Raw genomic sequence first — 15,737 nt, forward strand, 5'->3', positions numbered from 1 at the left:
TTATGATCTTTCAGCGTATAATATATTTTGGAATTGCACTGCTGCTGGCCATAAACGCAGTTGCCCAGGGCTTTGCCCCAACTGCATTGCGGGTGGATCTGATCCTGAATGCAGACAGGGTATGGCAAAACGGTTTTGCGGTGAACGGGACGCTGGAACAAGCCAGGACAGAAAAAGGTCGTTTCCAGTCAGCACGTATCGGCAGTTTGCATCCCCGGTTTTCCTGGGTGGTGAACAGTGAAGGGCATGGTGTTTATCAAACGGCTTACCAGGTGCTGGTGGCTACTTCGACTCAGAAACTTCAGGCGGGTGATGGCGATGTATGGAATTCAGGAAAGGTCACTTCCTGCCAACAATTAGATATTGAGTATAATGGAAGAGTGCTTCAGCCCAATACGGTGTATTATTGGAAGGTGAAAGTATGGTATCAGAAGGGAGTGTCTACGGAGTTTTCAAAGCCGGCAGCTTTTTTGACGGATAGCATATTGACGGCCTACCAAACACCTTACACGCCATTAGTAAAAACAATGGAGCATCCAAAAGCTCAGAGAAAACTGAATAATGATAATGATTGTTATGATTTTGGGAATGATGCGTTTGGTCAGTTGCAATTGATGATACGTGCAACCGGCAACAGGGATACCCTGCGTATTCATATAGGTGAAGCAGTAAGAGCGAATGGAGCTGTTGAAAGAAATCCCAAAGGTACGATCCGGTACCGGTTGCTGGTGCTACCCTTACAAAAGGGGGCGCATTTGTATACTCCGGCGTTTGTGCCAGACAAGCGGAACACCGGACCTAAGGCGATACATATGCCGGATTATATTGGCGAAGTGCTGCCGTTTCGCTATGTGGAAATGGAAAAGAATACGCCGGGCATAACGGTTATGAAAACGGAACGCGCAGCGGTCAATTATATATTTGATGACACAGCGGCTACATTTGAAAGCTCCGATACCTTGCTGAACCGGATTTGGGAGCTTTGTAAACATACCATGAAAGCCACCAGCTTTACCGGGCTCTATGTGGATGGCGACCGGGAGCGCATTCCCTATGAAGCTGATGCGCTTATTAACCAGCTTTCTCATTATGCGACGGATGCGGAATTCAATATGGCCAAACGATCTTTGGAATATCTTATTTATAATGCGACCTGGCCTACCGAATGGTCCCTGCAAAACCTGCAGATTGCCTGGAACGATTATCAGTATTCCGGTGATATCCGCACGGTAAAAAGAATATACCAGGAGCTGAAACCGAAGCTGCTGCTGGCGTTGGCCCGGGCCGACGGACTGATCAGTACCCGGACGGGCAAGCAGGATAGTGTCTTTACAAGGTCGATCCACCTGACCAGCTTTGACGGGAAGACTGTATTGAAGGATATTGTAGACTGGCCGCAAAAAGGGGGCTTTGGCCTGCCGGCCGATTCCCCGGGGGAATCCGATAGTTTTGTGTTTACGGATTATAATTCCGTAGTCAATGCCTTTCATTACGAGGCCCTGGTTTGTATGAAAAAACTGGCGCAGGCGTTGGACGAAAAAACAGATGTGGCATTTTATGAAGCCCGCGCGGCCAGAGTGAAAAAAGCATTCGTGCAAAGTTTTATCGAGCCGCAATCGGGAATTGTAAAAGACGGGGAAACCACGCTCCACCATTCCCTGCATGCCAATATGCTGGCACTGGCTTTTGACCTGGTGCCGCTGCAAAATAAAGCCGCTGTGCTTTCTTATATCCGTACAAAAGGAATGGCTTGTAGCGTCTACGGTGCGCAATTTTTGCTCAGCGCCTTATATGATGCGGGTCAGGCCGACTATGGGCTGGAACTGCTAACGGCGAGGGGGAAACGCAGTTGGTATAATATGCTGCATACAGGAGCCACTATGACAACGGAAGCATGGGATACCGAATATAAAAATAACCAGGACTGGAATCATGCCTGGGGTAGTGCGCCCGCTAATATTATTGTAAGCAAACTGATGGGCGTTACGCCTTTGACGCCTGCATTCGGTACCATAGAAATAAAACCAAGACCAGGCCCACTGCAACAGGCCGTATTAAAGCTTCCTACTTTAAGGGGCACCATAGAAGTTTCGTTTAAAAAAGGGGCAGGGGCTTTTCAAATGGAGACCTGCCTGCCTGCAAACACCCGTGGGGTGGTCTGTTTACCCAAACAGTCCGATTCAGACCTGCTTTTTAAAAACGGCAAAAGGATCACGGCTAAAGCAGAAGGGGATTACTGGGTTATTAAAGATGTAGTCTGCGGAAGCACAAGCTGGCGGGTACAATAAAGCATTGTCTGTTTCTTTGTTGTAATGGGTATAAGCATGTTGGTACGAAAAATTATATTAACTTCCCAAATGGTTTGAACAATAACGATCTACTTACAATGAAAAAAAATAATAATGCAAATACAAACGAATGGTGTTGAAAGTGCAGCGAAAGGAGGGGTGAGCCTGTTTGGGATCTCTGTTATTGCAGCATTGGCGGGTTTTATTTTCGGCTTCGATACGGTAGTTATTTCAGGGGCCAATTTGCCCATCCGGGAACTGTGGCATACTTCACCCTGGTTTCATGGTTTCTTTATTATGTCTATGGCATTGTGGGGCACGGTGATCGGCGCCATTTTTGGAGGAATGCCTACGGAAAAGTACGGACGAAAAAAAATACTGTTATGGGTGGGTATTCTTTTCAGCATTTCATCAATAGGCTCTGCGTTAGCGCAAGGCCCATATTTGTTCTCCTTTTTCCGGTTTATCGGTGGTGTGGGCATTGGCGTGTCTTCCGTTGCGGCGCCCACTTATATATCGGAAATATCAACACCCAAAACCCGGGGGCGGCTGGTGGCTATGTACCAGTTTAATATTGTATTTGGGATCCTGATCGCCTTTCTTTCTAATTATTTCTTAAAGGGGGTGGGCGGTGTCAATGACTGGCGCTGGATGCTGGGCGTAATGGCCATCCCGTCGCTGGTATATACGCTGCTCGTATTCTCTATCCCTGAAAGCCCGCGCTGGCTGATCGCCCGTAAAGGCGATGATATTATTGCCCGGAAAGTATTGCAGCAATTAGGTATTCAAAATGTTTCGGAGGAAATAAACAGCATCAAAAGCAGCGCTGCGGAAGAACAACAAAACGGCAGCACTAATTTCTTAAATAAAAAATACCGGCGCATTGTATGGCTGGCTTTTTTTGTGGCTTTTTTCAATCAGTGGTCGGGCATCAATTTTATTTTATACTACGCGCCTGAAATTTTAGAAAGAGCCGGGCTGGCATCAAAAGACTCTTTGCTGAACTCTATTGCCATTGGTGGCACCAATCTTATTTTCACCTTTGTGGGGCTGTACCTTATCGACCGGGTGGGTCGCAAAACCCTGCTGGTATGGGGCTCTATCGGTTATATTATCAGTTTGGGAATGGTGGCCTATGCTTTTTACACCCATGCCGCGCCAGGGTTCCTGCTCTCCTTTTTGCTTTTGTTTATTGCGTCGCATGCAATAGGGCAGGGGGCAGTGATCTGGGTATTTATTTCAGAAATATTCCCTAACAATATCCGTGCACTGGGGCAATCCTTTGGTGCCAGTGTGCATTGGGTTTTTGCCGCGATAATAACATTGATCACACCCGTTTTCCTGGATGCGGAAAACGGGATCTTTAAAGACAATCCCTGGCCGATCTTTGCATTCTTTGCGTTTATGATGTTTTTGCAATTGGTATGGGTGCTCACCAAAGTGCCCGAGACCAAAGGCGTATCCCTGGAGGCGATTGAAAAGAAATTAGTAAAAGAAGCCTGATATATCATGATCAAAATTGAGAAATTGGCTGGCTATATGCGGGAAAAATACCGCTTTGGGTGGATGGGTTGTATCTGTATATTTAGTGTTTGCTTTCAGGTGCAGGCGCAAAAAGCGGGTATAATCCATCCCGGAGCCGCGTGGCCGGACCAGAAGGGCAACCCTATCCAGGCCCATGGAGGCGGCATTATTAAAATCGGAAAAAACTATTACTGGTATGGGGAAGAAAGGCGGCAGGGATTAGATAGTAATTATCGTTATGTTAGTTGTTACAGCTCCGCAGATCTGGTGAACTGGAAATTTGAAGGCGATGTATTGCAACTATCCGATCCTGAAAACCTTGGCCGGCATTGGGTTCTGGAGCGCCCTAAGGTTTTTTACAACAGGCAAACGAAAAAATATGTCATGTATTTTCACCTGGACGATGCCCGGTACAAACTGGCGCGCGTTGGTATAGCAGTGAGCAATACGGCAACCGGTAATTTTAAATATGTAAAAAGTTTCAGGCCGCTCGGACATGAAAGTCGTGATATAGGCCAGTTTATTGATGACGATGGAGCAGCCTACCTGGTGTTTGAAGATCGCCCTAATGGATTCCATATTGCCAAACTTTCGGCTGACTATATGGATGTGGAGCGGGATATGAGCCTGATACCCCAGCACATGGAAGGCGGAGCCATTGTGCATTATAAAGGTTTGTACTATGCTATTGGCTCGGCATTGACGGGCTGGAATCCCAATCCCAACAAATATGCCATTGCAAAAAAACTGGAAGGACCCTGGAGCCCGTTTGAAGATATAGCCCCACCCGCAGTAAAAACCTACGGGGCGCAATCTACCATGCTTTTAAAAATAACGGGATCTAAAACAACCACGGTTTTATTTATGGGCGATCAGTGGAAACCCAAAGCCCAATGGGATTCCCGTTATTTATGGATGCCGCTGGAAATAGGTAATGGGAAATTATGGCTGCCCGAACCCCGCTCTTTTTCGTTAAATGTAAAAACCGGCGAAGCGGTGCTTCAAAAAGACAGGGAGTGAAAAGCTCCTGATATTTTCACATATGCCCTGATTTGGATCGATTATTGTACTGCTTTGTATTCCAAATAGTTCCTAACAAAATCTATTGCCATGAAGTATTGGTTATTATTGATTACGGCAATACCGTTTTGGGCCTGCAATGCCCCGGATCAAAATACTGCGTCCTTACAACGGCAGATAGATAGTTTGCAAGCCCGGATAAATAAGGCCTATAAGCCGGGATTTGGTGAGTTTATGAGCGGCATCCAGGTGCATCACAACAAACTTTGGTTTGCGGGAATCAATCAAAACTGGGCACTGGCTGATTTTGAAATTAACGAGATAAAAGAGAGCCTGGACGATATCAGAACCTATTGTACCGACCGGCCGGAAACCAAATCTATCGGGATGATTGATGCGCCACTTCAAAATATTGCTAATGCGATTCAACAAAAAAATGACACCGGGTTTAAAAGTGCTTTTAAGGTTTTAACCGCCACCTGTAATACCTGTCACCAGGCAACGCAGCATGGCTTTAATGTAATTATAATCCCCTCCCTGCCTCCGTTCTCCAATCAGGAGTTCCGCTTGCAGGACAAAAAATAAATAGTATTAATGAAAAACCGGTTCTGCCAGAATTTCTCCAAATTTTGCCATTAGCTTCGCATTTAAATAGTCGTATGAAACTGCTGATAGTGGAAGATGAACCGGATCTGTTGCAAAGCATCCTGGAGTACTTTACCCAGGAAGACTTCTTATGTGAGGGAGTGGCTACTTATTTTGAAGCAATTGCTAAAATTGAGGATTTTGACTATGATTGTATTATCCTGGACATTAACCTGCCGGATGGTAGTGGCTTGAAGCTGCTGAAATACCTCCGGGAGGACAAAAAGCAAGACGGCGTAATAATCATCTCTGCCCGCAATTACATCGATGACAAAATTGAAGGACTGAATCTTGGAGCGGATGATTATTTAACCAAGCCCTTTCATCTTTCAGAATTATATGCGCGGGTAAAAGCGCTCATGCGCAGAAAATATGGGCAGGGGGCTAGTCAATTGGAATTGGGCAATCTTCAACTGAATCTTTCTTCCCGGTGTGTTGCCTGTCATCAGCAGCCTTTAATGCTCACCCGAAATGAATATGATCTGTTGGCCTTTTTACTAAATAATAAAAACCGGGTAGTGAGCCGGCAGGCAATAGCAGAACATATCTACGGCGACCGCACGAATCGAATGCCCTCATTTGATTTTGTGTATTCACAAATAAAAAATCTCAAACGCAAACTAAAAGAGGGAGAGTGTGATGATCTTATTCAAACAGTTTACGGATTGGGGTATAAAATTTCGATATGAGCAAACCTCTCTTACACCGTAATTCAAGAGCATTGCTGATATGGCTGCCAATATGATCCCGCAGGCGCCTCAAAACAACCAGCGCACCTGGAATGATTTGGAAACATATATCAGGAGCCAGGTGACGGCGGGGCAGGAGGTCTATATTATTACGGGCAGCTATGGCCGCCTGGGTACCATTGATGCCGGACATATTGTAATACCCTCGAATATTTGGAAAGTAGTGGTCTTTCTTAAAAACGGGAATAATGACCTGAAGCGGATCAATGCGGGCACAAGAGTGCTGGCGGTAAATACCCCAATACAAAAACAATTAATGCCGATTGGAAAAAATATATTACTACCGTTAGCGTCATTGAAAAAAATACGGGCTACAAGCTGTTATCGAACCTGAATAACCGTACCCGGCAAATTCTCAGAACGAAAAAAGATACAGCTTTATGACACGGGAGCCTGTTTCATTTTTGACTCCCGGCAATGGAAGAAGCCTGGTGTGTAGCAACGGTACAACAACAAAATTGCAGTTTATTCGATCCGGTTTTAATTTCCCGTAAAAGCGCATTAATGAAATAAAGATCAGGAAGCGTAACTGCCGGCAGAACAAGGCTCTTTTTATTTACTTATCTACTTGTATAAAAGTGAACATCCATTTTACCGGGTTTTCCCAGTTTTTCCCTTTAAAGCTACCTGCCGGAGCTTTAATTAAGATATGGTTCCACCCCTTTTTTAAATGTATTAAGGTAGGCAGCCGGTAGGAATAGCCTTCATCAATCAAAGGGGTTTCAGGATTGCCTTTTGCGCCGCCCCGTTTCCAATGGGGTGGTGCAATGGGTTGGCCATTGACCCAAACCCGGCTTTCCCTGGTATCCCATTTCCCAATGGGTGGGCTGTCTGTGGCCGGAGAACGAGATATGTCGTTGAACCCAATCCAGAATTTTTTGATCCCTGCCGCATTGCACCAGATCCTGGTAGTGGCATACACTGTGGTGCTGTCTTTGGGATGATCGATAGCTCCTTCTATCAGGGGCGCCCACCAGTGTCTCAAAATAATGGTGCCACCCACCATCTGTTTAAATGGATGCGGCAGCTTTACTGATAACTCCGGTTCAAACTTTTCTGAAAGTTGACCGTTATTGTCGTATGGCCCGTAAAGATCCCAGATGCTGTTAGCCTGTTTCACATAGGGGAAAGGCTTGTTTGAAAAATAAAAAGCCTTATGCGCCAGTAAAATGGTCTCAAACCTGGCAAAGGACGCTGTTCTTTTTTCTCCGGGAGAACCTATATTGGATTGCCAGTTTTTAATGCCGCCTCCGTTCCAGGTACGTTCCGCGAAGGCCAGCATTCCGGGATAAACCGCGTTCATTTTAAAGGCATCGTTTTCGTTTTCCAGTCTCCTGTCTGGCCAAAGGCAGAGTGTTGCCCCTTTTATATTTTTATCTTCTTTAGGAATATCCCCGATCTCCCTGTAAAAAATAGTAGTAACGGTTTCCAGCGGATCCATATGATTCAGGTAGAGATGCCGGGAGTCGATAAATCGGAATCCCCGGGTAGTATCCAGAGGCTCCCGCATCCACATTTGCCGGATGGTACGGTCTCCGATATTGCCTCCGGGGCTCCATCCCACTGTTTTAATTCCTTTCTGTTCCAGCAACGCTGTTATCTCGGGAAGGAAATTTTTGTTCGTGATCTTTACTTCATCACCGCCAATATGCAAATATTCAGGGTGATAAGTAGCTATAAACTCGTTAAGTAATTCTTTTACAATTTTTGTTCCGCTTTCTGATTGCATGGTGGTGTGGAAGACCCGGGTGAAGGCCGCGCTATGCCCCGGCATGTCTATTTCAGGAAGGAAGAGGATATTTCGTTCGCTGCAATACTGCATGAGCTCTTTTATTGCGGCCTCAGAGTAAAATTTGCCAGGATTACGGGTCATATTCGTTGCGGCGTTCAATTGTGGATATTTTTTACTTTCGAAACGCCAGGCAATATCTTCGGTTGCATGAAAATGAAAAACATTTAGTTTATAGCGGGCCATCACATCGATCTGTTCTTTTAATTTGTCTATCGACTGATAATTCCGCCCCACATCCACCATATACCCTCTGAAAGAAAACGCCGGTGAATCTTTAATGGAACAATAGGGCAGCGGGTGATTCAAATCGATCAATTGTAAGAGTGTCTGTATCCCGTAAAAGAATCCGGGGTTTGCACTGGCCACTATCCGAACGCCATGAAGGTCAATGGTTAAACGGTATGCTTCCTTGTTTAAAAGGGTTGCGTCTTTTATGAAAAGAATTCCTTTTTCTTTTGAAGCAGTATTGGTTAAAGCTATTTTCCTTTTTGCAAATTGTGTTACGGTATAATCACACAATGCTTTCTGATCACCTGTCGTAACGCGAACAGTTTTTAATTGGTGTACGTCCAAATGGCCCTGCTGAATGCTGATCTGCCGGGGTTCCGGAATAATGTTTAAAGAGGATTGCGCCGCAACTGCCAGGAAAAGCAATACAATCGGAACAATCAACATCAATCTTTTAATCATTTTTGAGGTATTTTTTGAGCAGTAAATGACAATACCATTCCTGTCGGGGCAGGTGAAAAGGCCCTTTGAAGAGATTTCCTTTAGCCGTTTGCGCGATGCTCCCGTTGCGGTGCAGGTAGCCAAACCACTCTCCATGCGCCGTATCTAAAAAATGATCGTAGGCGTAATGATGCACCAGCTCATGCCATTCCCGGTATTTTTCATTGCCGGTAACCACATAGGCCAGCAAAGTGGCAATAATGGCTTCATTGTGCGGCCACCAGAATTTCATGTCCTGCCAATATTCCTGTACCGGCTTATTATAAACATCTCTGAAATAGAAAATGCCGCCCTCTTGTTTATCCCAGCCACGTTCCCACATATAATCGAGCATGCGGCAACCCAGATTGATCAGTTTTGGGTCATTGTTCCGGTAGGCTGCTTCGTGTAAAATGAACCAGGCGCCTTCAATCGCGTGCCCCGGGTTCAGGGTTCTGCCGTCGATATGATCAATAACAGTGCCATCAGGTGCTACCTGTTCCATTACACAACGGATATCATCTTTCACAAAACAGGTCTCGATTTCTTTGATGCATTGATCGATATACGCATTACAGCGGTCATCCCCAATGGTTTCCCGGAGTTGCTGCGCGGTGTTCATCAGGATCATGGGAACGCCAATGCCTTTGGCCGGGCGGGTATTTTCAAATTTAGGTGACAATTGTTTTTCACCTGATGCATACTGCATACAAATGCCGAAAAGCTCACGGGCTTTGGCTGCAATCGCTTCATCGCCGGAGGCTTTTGCATAAGCAGCAAAAGCAATAACAGCAAACGTTTCTGAAAAAAAATAACGACGCTTGCGCAGGGGCCGCCCCTCGCGGGTTACATGAAAAAACATGCGTCCGTCTGCATCGAAACAATGCTCTAAAAGAAAGTCGATGCCTGCCTTGGCTCCCTGCAGCCACTCTTCTCTTTTTTCTAAGGTATTATAAAGCGTACTGAGCAGCCAGGCAGCCCGTCCCTGGATCCAAACGGCTTTGTCGTCATCAATAAGCGAACCATCGGCATCGCGCATCAGCAGGTACCCGCCATATTCCGCGTCAACCGACCGGGGAAACCAGAAGGGGAGGGTATTGTTTAAAAGCTGCCGCCCGTAAAAGGATTTCAGCGTTTCCAAATATTTAGTATTCATTATTTTTTATTTAAAATATTCTAAAAAGGTACTGGCGGGTAATTGCTCTTTATTGACCAAATTGGCTCTGGTAAAGGGCTCCCAGCCATAGGCAATGGCGATGGCTTTCAGGTGACGGGGAATACTGATGTAAATTTTATCCTGGTGCGCACGTGCTTGCGTGGGTACAAAAACCCCCTCATTCGTGAGTATTTTAAAACCGGTAATGTCTTTATTATTGGATGCATGCAAACCGTTTGCATACCGGAAGCTGATCTCAACTGTATTGTTTATTCTTTTCATGGTTTGAAAAAGCGGGCCTGCAGGCAACCCGTCACGATGGTAGGTTTGGGTTAATGCCAGCCTTGCCAAACGGAGCCCCACCGGTATTTTGTTTTTATAATGTACGTCTGAACTGTCTCCCAGATCGCTGGAGACCGCCATGCCGGCGTTTGGAATTACATTTAATGATTTTCGCTGTACATCCCTGAAGTAATTCCAGGAGGGCCGGTTGATGCTGGAAAGTTGTACATAATAAAAAGGGAGATTTTGACGCCACCACGCCCGCCAATCGGCTACAAATACGGGGAATAGCTTCTCGTACAGCGCTGCATTTTCTGCATCACTTTCGCCCTGGTACCACAGTATACCTTTTACCGGAAAAGGGGACAGCTTTTCAATTGCCGCTTCAAAATTATACGCCGGTTCATAGGGATGCCGCTGCAGTTTGTTTTGAGCATTGGCAAGGTTTACATTCGCCCGTTCCCGGCACCATTGCATAATATAATCCGACTGCCGCCAGTTGTTCAATGCCGGTTCAAACAAAGGATTGTTTTGAAGGGCATTGCGACTTACCCATGAAATCAACGGCGATCCTCCAACGGCTATTTCGATAATACCAACGGGAACCTTTTCTTCCTGCTGTATTTTTTGGGCAAACACATAGCCCACGGCTGAAAAAGAAGCTACTGCTTCTGAACGATGCGGCTGCCAGCTACCGGAAAAAAAATCAAGCGAATTTGCTTTACTGAGCTCGGATGCGGTCCAGGAGCGATTGTTGGTTTCTGCAAAAGGCGTTAACTTCAGTAAGCGTAAGGGCTGCGTACTGTCTGCTTTGCGGATCAGGCTGTCGCCGCCCGTAGATTCCCTAACGGAAAAATACATATTCGACTGGCCGGAGCAAAGCCAGACATCGCCTATTAATATATTTTTTAGCAGGATTGAGCGGTGGGTACTTTTGATTTCAATGATTTCGGGTCGGGTGCTGGCTTTTCTCGCAGAGAAGATAAGTTGCCACTTTCCGTTAAACCCGGCTCTGGTAGTTTTTAGCTGGTGGCCAAAACGGACGCTTACGGTTTGAAATGCATTTGCGATCCCCCAAAACCTGATGGGTTGTTCCTGCTGCAATACCATATTGTCGGTAAATGCAAGGGGCAATTGCAATCCGCCAAAGTTGCCGCTGATATGTTTATAAACGGTTTGTGCCAGCATTGCGGCGCCTTCCACATTGGGGTGCAACGTGGCGACGTCGGGGAACAGATCGGGCCGGTTGTGCAGCGGTTCATTTAAATCCAGCAAAGGCAGCTTACGAACAGCGGCTACTTGTTCTATTTTTTTTTGTAAGTCATTATACCATTCGTTGGTGCTGGAAAGGAACCGGGAGTGCCCGGTGAAGATGGGTGTAAGCCTGCAAATAAAGATCTTTATTTGGGGGTTTTGTTTTTTAAGCGTATCAATCAACCAGTTGTAATCGGGTATAAAATCGTCCCGATAATTGGGGTAGTTCCTGGGATCTGTATCATTCAACCCTAAATGGATGATAGCGATTTGGGGGCGGAAGGAAAGAAGTTGCTGAAATGCAGCCGTTCTATAATAAGGATTGTGGCCTTTTTTCAGCAGCGTGGCGCCGCTGTGCCCGAAATTTTTTACTGCATAACCGTTGCCGAGTAAATGTTGCAATTGTGCCGGATAAGATTCCTGACCGGGGTTTTGCAATCCCCATCCGGCTGTTACAGAGTTGCCCACACAGGCCACTTTTATTACCTGCTGTGCCGGAAGGGTGCCCCAAAAAAATAACATCAAAAAGAAGAACAGGGGTTTCATGCTGCGTGGGTATTATTGCCGGATGATATCCTTAACCGGAACGGTTACAAAATTAAGTGTTCGGATCCCCTCGTATAAAATGCCAATGGTTTGCTCATCCACTTTTACCAGTGAAGAGTAACCAAAAGTTTTTCGCTCATCTAGCAGTAACTGATGGGCGGGGGGCCATGTTTCACCCATATCGAGACTGGCTTTGATAGTTAAATGGTCCCGTGCATCACTATTGTTCATATTGCTAAAGAATAACACCTCTTTAAGAACGCCGTTTACGCGCACCCTTGCTTTGATGAGGGAACCCATACAAATGGGGTCCTGCAACGCCTTTCCGGAAGTGGGGTGCTCCAACCAGGTACTGCCCAGGTCTTTTGTAGTAGCGATGCTCCGGAAACGGCCCCGGTTGTCGCGCATATTGAGCATTAATGTTCCCGGTGTGGTTTCCACTACCTGGGCTTCTGTGGTATTGGGTTTGGCACCGCGCCCCGATTTCCAGGTATTGCCATGGTCCGTGCTGTAAATAATGGATGCGTGGGGCAGGCCCGGTTTTTTACTTTCATCCCAATATTGTGAGGGAAATACCAGGGTGCCGTTTTGCATCGCTATTCCATTTCCCGGACCCTGAAAATAAAGATGCCAGATGGGGTTTTTAACCTGAGCCGTAATATTTATGGGGGCAGACCATGTTTTGCCATCATCATCACTGGAGGCTAAAATAAATTGACCCGAAACATCCGGAGACAGGCCGGGCCCCGAACCAGCGATGGAGTGGTTGCCTTTGCTCCACAATGCGGCTACCCATATTTTTTTTGTAACAGGATCAAAAAGGATAGAAGGGTCGCCCACGCCACCGCTGCCCATTTTTATGATTACTTTCATAGGCTCCCATGTTTTGCCCCTGTCGGTACTCCTGCTCATACCCACATCAATATCCGCCGGAAGATCGCCGCTCTGTTTGTAGCGGATATCATAAACAGCGATCAATGTATTCTTATCCGTTTCCGTAATGCCCGGTATGCGATAAGTGTGAACGCCATCATCCCCCGGCTGCCGGATGGTATTGCCAGTGTACCATCCCCCTGGTAAGGTGTTTACAGGATGTAGTGTTAATGTGGTGCCGTTTGAAAGGGATACAGCCGTGGTGTGTAAATTTATTTTTTTACCGGGGGCTATATTATCGTTTAACCGTACACTCACCCATAAATAGTTGATTCCCGGATTTAATGAACTATTTACCGGAATGGTATTTCTTATTTTGACAGCGCTAAGGGATGCTACTTTTTTTTCGTCAGAAAAATCCGATTCGATACCTGTTTCAAAAACTTCAATGCTTGCGAGGGCGGTTACACTTGCCGCGTCAACATTCAGGACAAGCTGCCGGGTTGCCATTCCCCCTTTGGTGGTATAAATCCTGATCCTTTGTATCGGATTGTTTTTTGATTTTTTTAAAACAGGAATGGAATAGTTTAAAATCTCAGCGCTTGTCCCGGCTGTCTGGGCAACGCAAAGAAAGGAAGCGTTGAAAAACAGCGCAAACAATAAAGTGGTGAACAACGTTTTTTGTTTAATCATGACCCTCTTTTGTAAAGCTAATCGGAAAAATTATTTGTTTTTGGCTTCAAAACAACCAATTGTAGTAGTACTGCCACAAAAACGATTATGGACATTAACGCAAAATCTTTTCCAAGATTTCCGGCGTCCGTTGCCTTCCCCAGGAGATCAGTAACAAATGCCCCGGCAAATACGCCTGTCATATTCATCAGGCCATAGGCGGTGGCTCTGTATTTAACGGAAACGAACTGGCAAAGTATAGGCATGTTGTTGGCGTCAAACATGCCAAAGCCCATACCAAAGAGAAAAGTAGCTGCGAGAATACTGAATAGCGAACTGCTGAAGCCGAGCAACAACAAGGCGGGAATCGTCAGGCTGAGCCCGGCAGCGCTGGTATAAATACGGCCTTTAAGATTTTTCTGAACCCATTTGTCGGAACAGGTTCCTCCAATGAGCACTCCAATAAAGGAAGCAATTGCAGTCGTGATGGTTGCAAGCGGCCCGGCTTTATCCATATCCAGGTGAAGGGTATGTGCAAATAAAGTGGGGAGCCAGTTTTTAGCGGCCCATCCAGGCAGACTTGGTATGGCAAAATAGAACAGGATCACCCAAAAGGCGATATTGGTAAATAAGATACCCAAACCTTTAAAAACTGATGGCCTTTTTTCGTTGCGTAACAGGGGAGTGGTCGCTGCTTTTGACACTTGCCTTTTTGATTTTAAAAAAATCAGCAACACCATAGCATAAATAATACCAATAACGCCGAACCAATGAAAAGTTTGCTGCCATGAAAAACTTCGGGCAACGGTGGCTCCAAACCCGCCCAACGCTTGTCCCATATATAAGCCGGTCATGTGAATGCCAATAGCCAGGGATCTTGTTTTGGATTCATGGTATTCCGTTATTAACGCCAGACCTGCCGGAATATAGAGGGCCTCACTTACGCCCATGGTAGCTCTTAAAAAATAAAGCTGTTGAAAGGTGGTGGCATGGCCCATCAGGTAGGTTACGCCCGACCATACGAACAGGCTTCCTACAATCAGCCATTTCTTATTGAGCTTATCGGCAATAATGCCGGAAACAGGGCTCATGAAGCCGTAGATCCAAAGAAATACGGCCATAAGTATTCCAAAATTCTCTGCGCGCTGCAATTCTTTTATATCATGCTGCATGGAGTCGCGCATCGTGGAAAGCATCTGGCGGTCGAGGTAGTTTAACAGGGCTACGAACCATAAGAGCCCTACAACTACCCAGGGGTAATAATTTTTTTTTACCGGCGCGATCATTGAATATTATTTGGAGCAGAAATCCGAAAACCCTAACGCGGCCGCCTCTTTTTGAAAGGCTTCAAAGGATGCAGCGCTCATGTTTTTAACCGGCAAACGAAAGGCCCCGCAGTCTAGTCCTACCAGTTTCATATAAGCCTTGCCGGTAGCAATACCGCCGTATTTGCCCAGTAGCCGGATCATATCAATTGCTTTTTGCTGCAGCTCCCTGGCCTTACCCAACGCTCCTGTTTTAAAGGCTGCTATCATCTCATGATACAGCGGGGCTGCATAGTTATAGGTGCTGCCCACGGCACCACGGCTGCCTAAAGCCAATGCAGAGAGCATATTCTCGTCTCTGCCCCAAAGCATGTCATACCGGCCGTTCTCAACATACATACAGGAAAGAAAATCCATAAAATCTTCATGGGTGTATTTGATACCGGCGAAGTTGGGAATGGAACCATTTATGGCAAGCAGCAGATCATACATCGGGATATTGCACCCCGTAAGTACCGGAATATGATAATAGTAAAAAGCCGTTTTGGGTGCTGCGGCAGCAACCTTTTTGCAGCAGGCTGCCAGTGTCTCTGCATCGCCCGGTTTGAAATAAAAAGGGGCGGTAAAGGAAACGGCGTAGAGCCCAAGGCGTTCCGCAAATGCGGCCAACGCTTCACAATCGTTAAGAGCAGTGCCTCCTACGAGGCTGATTACTTTAAAAGCCTCATCGCCTTTGGTGGCGGCAGCCCAGGCTTCCATAACCTGCTTTTTTTCCTCTGTGGTTTGAGAAACGCCTTCGCCTGTGGAACCATTGATGAATGCACCCGATACGCCATTGTTCTTAAGGAGCCGGTAGTAAGCGGGCACCAGTTCCAGGTTTAGTTCACCGGCGGCGTTCATGGGGGTAAAGGGGGCTGCTATCAGCCCCGTAAGTTTTTTATATGATAGATTCATGTATTCGAA

General features: G+C 46.2%; 12 protein-coding genes. 6 read left to right on the forward strand and 6 right to left on the reverse strand.

Going from position 1 to position 15,737, the window contains the following annotated elements:
* Nucleotides 1-2 precede the first annotated feature (2 nt).
* From NIASO_RS03785 to NIASO_RS03810, 6 genes are all read left to right on the forward strand, one after another.
* Entirely contained in the window at nt 3-2,288 is a 2,286-nt protein-coding gene (locus tag NIASO_RS03785; protein ID WP_008583358.1) for an alpha-L-rhamnosidase-related protein, read from the forward strand.
* A 114-nt stretch (nt 2,289-2,402) separates the two neighbouring features.
* Entirely contained in the window at nt 2,403-3,791 is a 1,389-nt protein-coding gene (locus NIASO_RS03790) for a sugar porter family MFS transporter (RefSeq protein ID WP_008583357.1), read from the forward strand.
* A gap of 6 nt (nt 3,792-3,797) precedes the next feature.
* A complete protein-coding gene (locus NIASO_RS03795) occupies nt 3,798-4,832 on the forward strand; it encodes a family 43 glycosylhydrolase (RefSeq protein WP_211139883.1) in 1,035 nt (344 codons plus the stop codon).
* A 90-nt stretch (nt 4,833-4,922) separates the two neighbouring features.
* Complete coding sequence (locus NIASO_RS03800) at nt 4,923-5,417, forward strand: hypothetical protein (protein WP_008583353.1); 495 nt, start codon at nt 4,923-4,925, stop codon at nt 5,415-5,417.
* 74 nt (nt 5,418-5,491) lie between these two features.
* Entirely contained in the window at nt 5,492-6,166 is a 675-nt protein-coding gene (locus NIASO_RS03805; RefSeq protein ID WP_008583352.1) for a response regulator transcription factor, read from the forward strand.
* A gap of 40 nt (nt 6,167-6,206) precedes the next feature.
* Nucleotides 6,207-6,560 (forward strand): DNA/RNA non-specific endonuclease, encoded by a 354-nt coding sequence (locus tag NIASO_RS03810; protein ID WP_008583350.1) that lies wholly within the window; start codon nt 6,207-6,209, stop codon nt 6,558-6,560.
* Nucleotides 6,561-6,782: 222 nt separating this feature from the next.
* Here the strand turns inward: NIASO_RS03810 and NIASO_RS03815 are convergent, their stop codons facing one another.
* Genes NIASO_RS03815 through NIASO_RS03840 form a run of 6 tightly spaced genes read right to left on the reverse strand, consistent with a single transcriptional unit; the run spans nt 6,783 to nt 15,728 of the window.
* Nucleotides 6,783-8,708, reverse strand: a complete 1,926-nt coding sequence (locus tag NIASO_RS03815) for a beta-N-acetylhexosaminidase (protein ID WP_025298682.1) — start codon at nt 8,706-8,708, stop codon at nt 6,783-6,785.
* Nucleotides 8,701-9,882, reverse strand: a complete 1,182-nt coding sequence (locus tag NIASO_RS03820; protein WP_008583348.1) for an AGE family epimerase/isomerase — start codon at nt 9,880-9,882, stop codon at nt 8,701-8,703. The genes NIASO_RS03815 and NIASO_RS03820 overlap by 8 nt, the downstream gene beginning before the upstream one ends.
* A 6-nt stretch (nt 9,883-9,888) precedes the next feature.
* Complete coding sequence (locus NIASO_RS03825; protein WP_008583346.1) at nt 9,889-11,964, reverse strand: GDSL-type esterase/lipase family protein; 2,076 nt, start codon at nt 11,962-11,964, stop codon at nt 9,889-9,891.
* A 12-nt stretch (nt 11,965-11,976) separates the two neighbouring features.
* Nucleotides 11,977-13,530 carry a sialidase family protein gene (locus tag NIASO_RS03830; protein WP_008583344.1) on the reverse strand — a complete coding sequence of 518 codons (1,554 nt, stop codon included), beginning with the start codon at nt 13,528-13,530 and terminating at the stop codon, nt 11,977-11,979.
* A gap of 17 nt (nt 13,531-13,547) precedes the next feature.
* Nucleotides 13,548-14,795 carry an MFS transporter gene (locus NIASO_RS03835; RefSeq protein WP_025298683.1) on the reverse strand — a complete coding sequence of 416 codons (1,248 nt, stop codon included), beginning with the start codon at nt 14,793-14,795 and terminating at the stop codon, nt 13,548-13,550.
* Between the two features lie 6 nt (nt 14,796-14,801).
* Nucleotides 14,802-15,728 (reverse strand): dihydrodipicolinate synthase family protein, encoded by a 927-nt coding sequence (locus tag NIASO_RS03840; RefSeq protein ID WP_008583340.1) that lies wholly within the window; start codon nt 15,726-15,728, stop codon nt 14,802-14,804.
* Nucleotides 15,729-15,737 lie beyond the last annotated feature (9 nt).

Source organism: Niabella soli DSM 19437 (assembly GCF_000243115.2).
GTDB classification, from domain to species: Bacteria; Bacteroidota; Bacteroidia; order Chitinophagales; family Chitinophagaceae; genus Niabella; species Niabella soli.

Excerpts from the sequence above, each read along its gene's own strand:
- NIASO_RS03785 (WP_008583358.1), top strand. The coding sequence starts at position 3 with ATGATCTTTCAGCGTATAATATATTTTGGAATTGCACTGCTGCTGGCC.
- NIASO_RS03790 (WP_008583357.1), top strand. The coding sequence starts at position 2,403 with ATGCAAATACAAACGAATGGTGTTGAAAGTGCAGCGAAAGGAGGGGTG.
- NIASO_RS03795 (WP_211139883.1), top strand. The coding sequence starts at position 3,798 with ATGATCAAAATTGAGAAATTGGCTGGCTATATGCGGGAAAAATACCGC.
- NIASO_RS03800 (WP_008583353.1), top strand. The coding sequence starts at position 4,923 with ATGAAGTATTGGTTATTATTGATTACGGCAATACCGTTTTGGGCCTGC.
- NIASO_RS03805 (WP_008583352.1), top strand. The coding sequence starts at position 5,492 with ATGAAACTGCTGATAGTGGAAGATGAACCGGATCTGTTGCAAAGCATC.
- NIASO_RS03810 (WP_008583350.1), top strand. The coding sequence starts at position 6,207 with ATGGCTGCCAATATGATCCCGCAGGCGCCTCAAAACAACCAGCGCACC.
- NIASO_RS03815 (WP_025298682.1), bottom strand. The coding sequence starts at position 8,708 with ATGATTAAAAGATTGATGTTGATTGTTCCGATTGTATTGCTTTTCCTG.
- NIASO_RS03820 (WP_008583348.1), bottom strand. The coding sequence starts at position 9,882 with ATGAATACTAAATATTTGGAAACGCTGAAATCCTTTTACGGGCGGCAG.
- NIASO_RS03825 (WP_008583346.1), bottom strand. The coding sequence starts at position 11,964 with ATGAAACCCCTGTTCTTCTTTTTGATGTTATTTTTTTGGGGCACCCTT.
- NIASO_RS03830 (WP_008583344.1), bottom strand. The coding sequence starts at position 13,530 with ATGATTAAACAAAAAACGTTGTTCACCACTTTATTGTTTGCGCTGTTT.
- NIASO_RS03835 (WP_025298683.1), bottom strand. The coding sequence starts at position 14,795 with ATGATCGCGCCGGTAAAAAAAAATTATTACCCCTGGGTAGTTGTAGGG.
- NIASO_RS03840 (WP_008583340.1), bottom strand. The coding sequence starts at position 15,728 with ATGAATCTATCATATAAAAAACTTACGGGGCTGATAGCAGCCCCCTTT.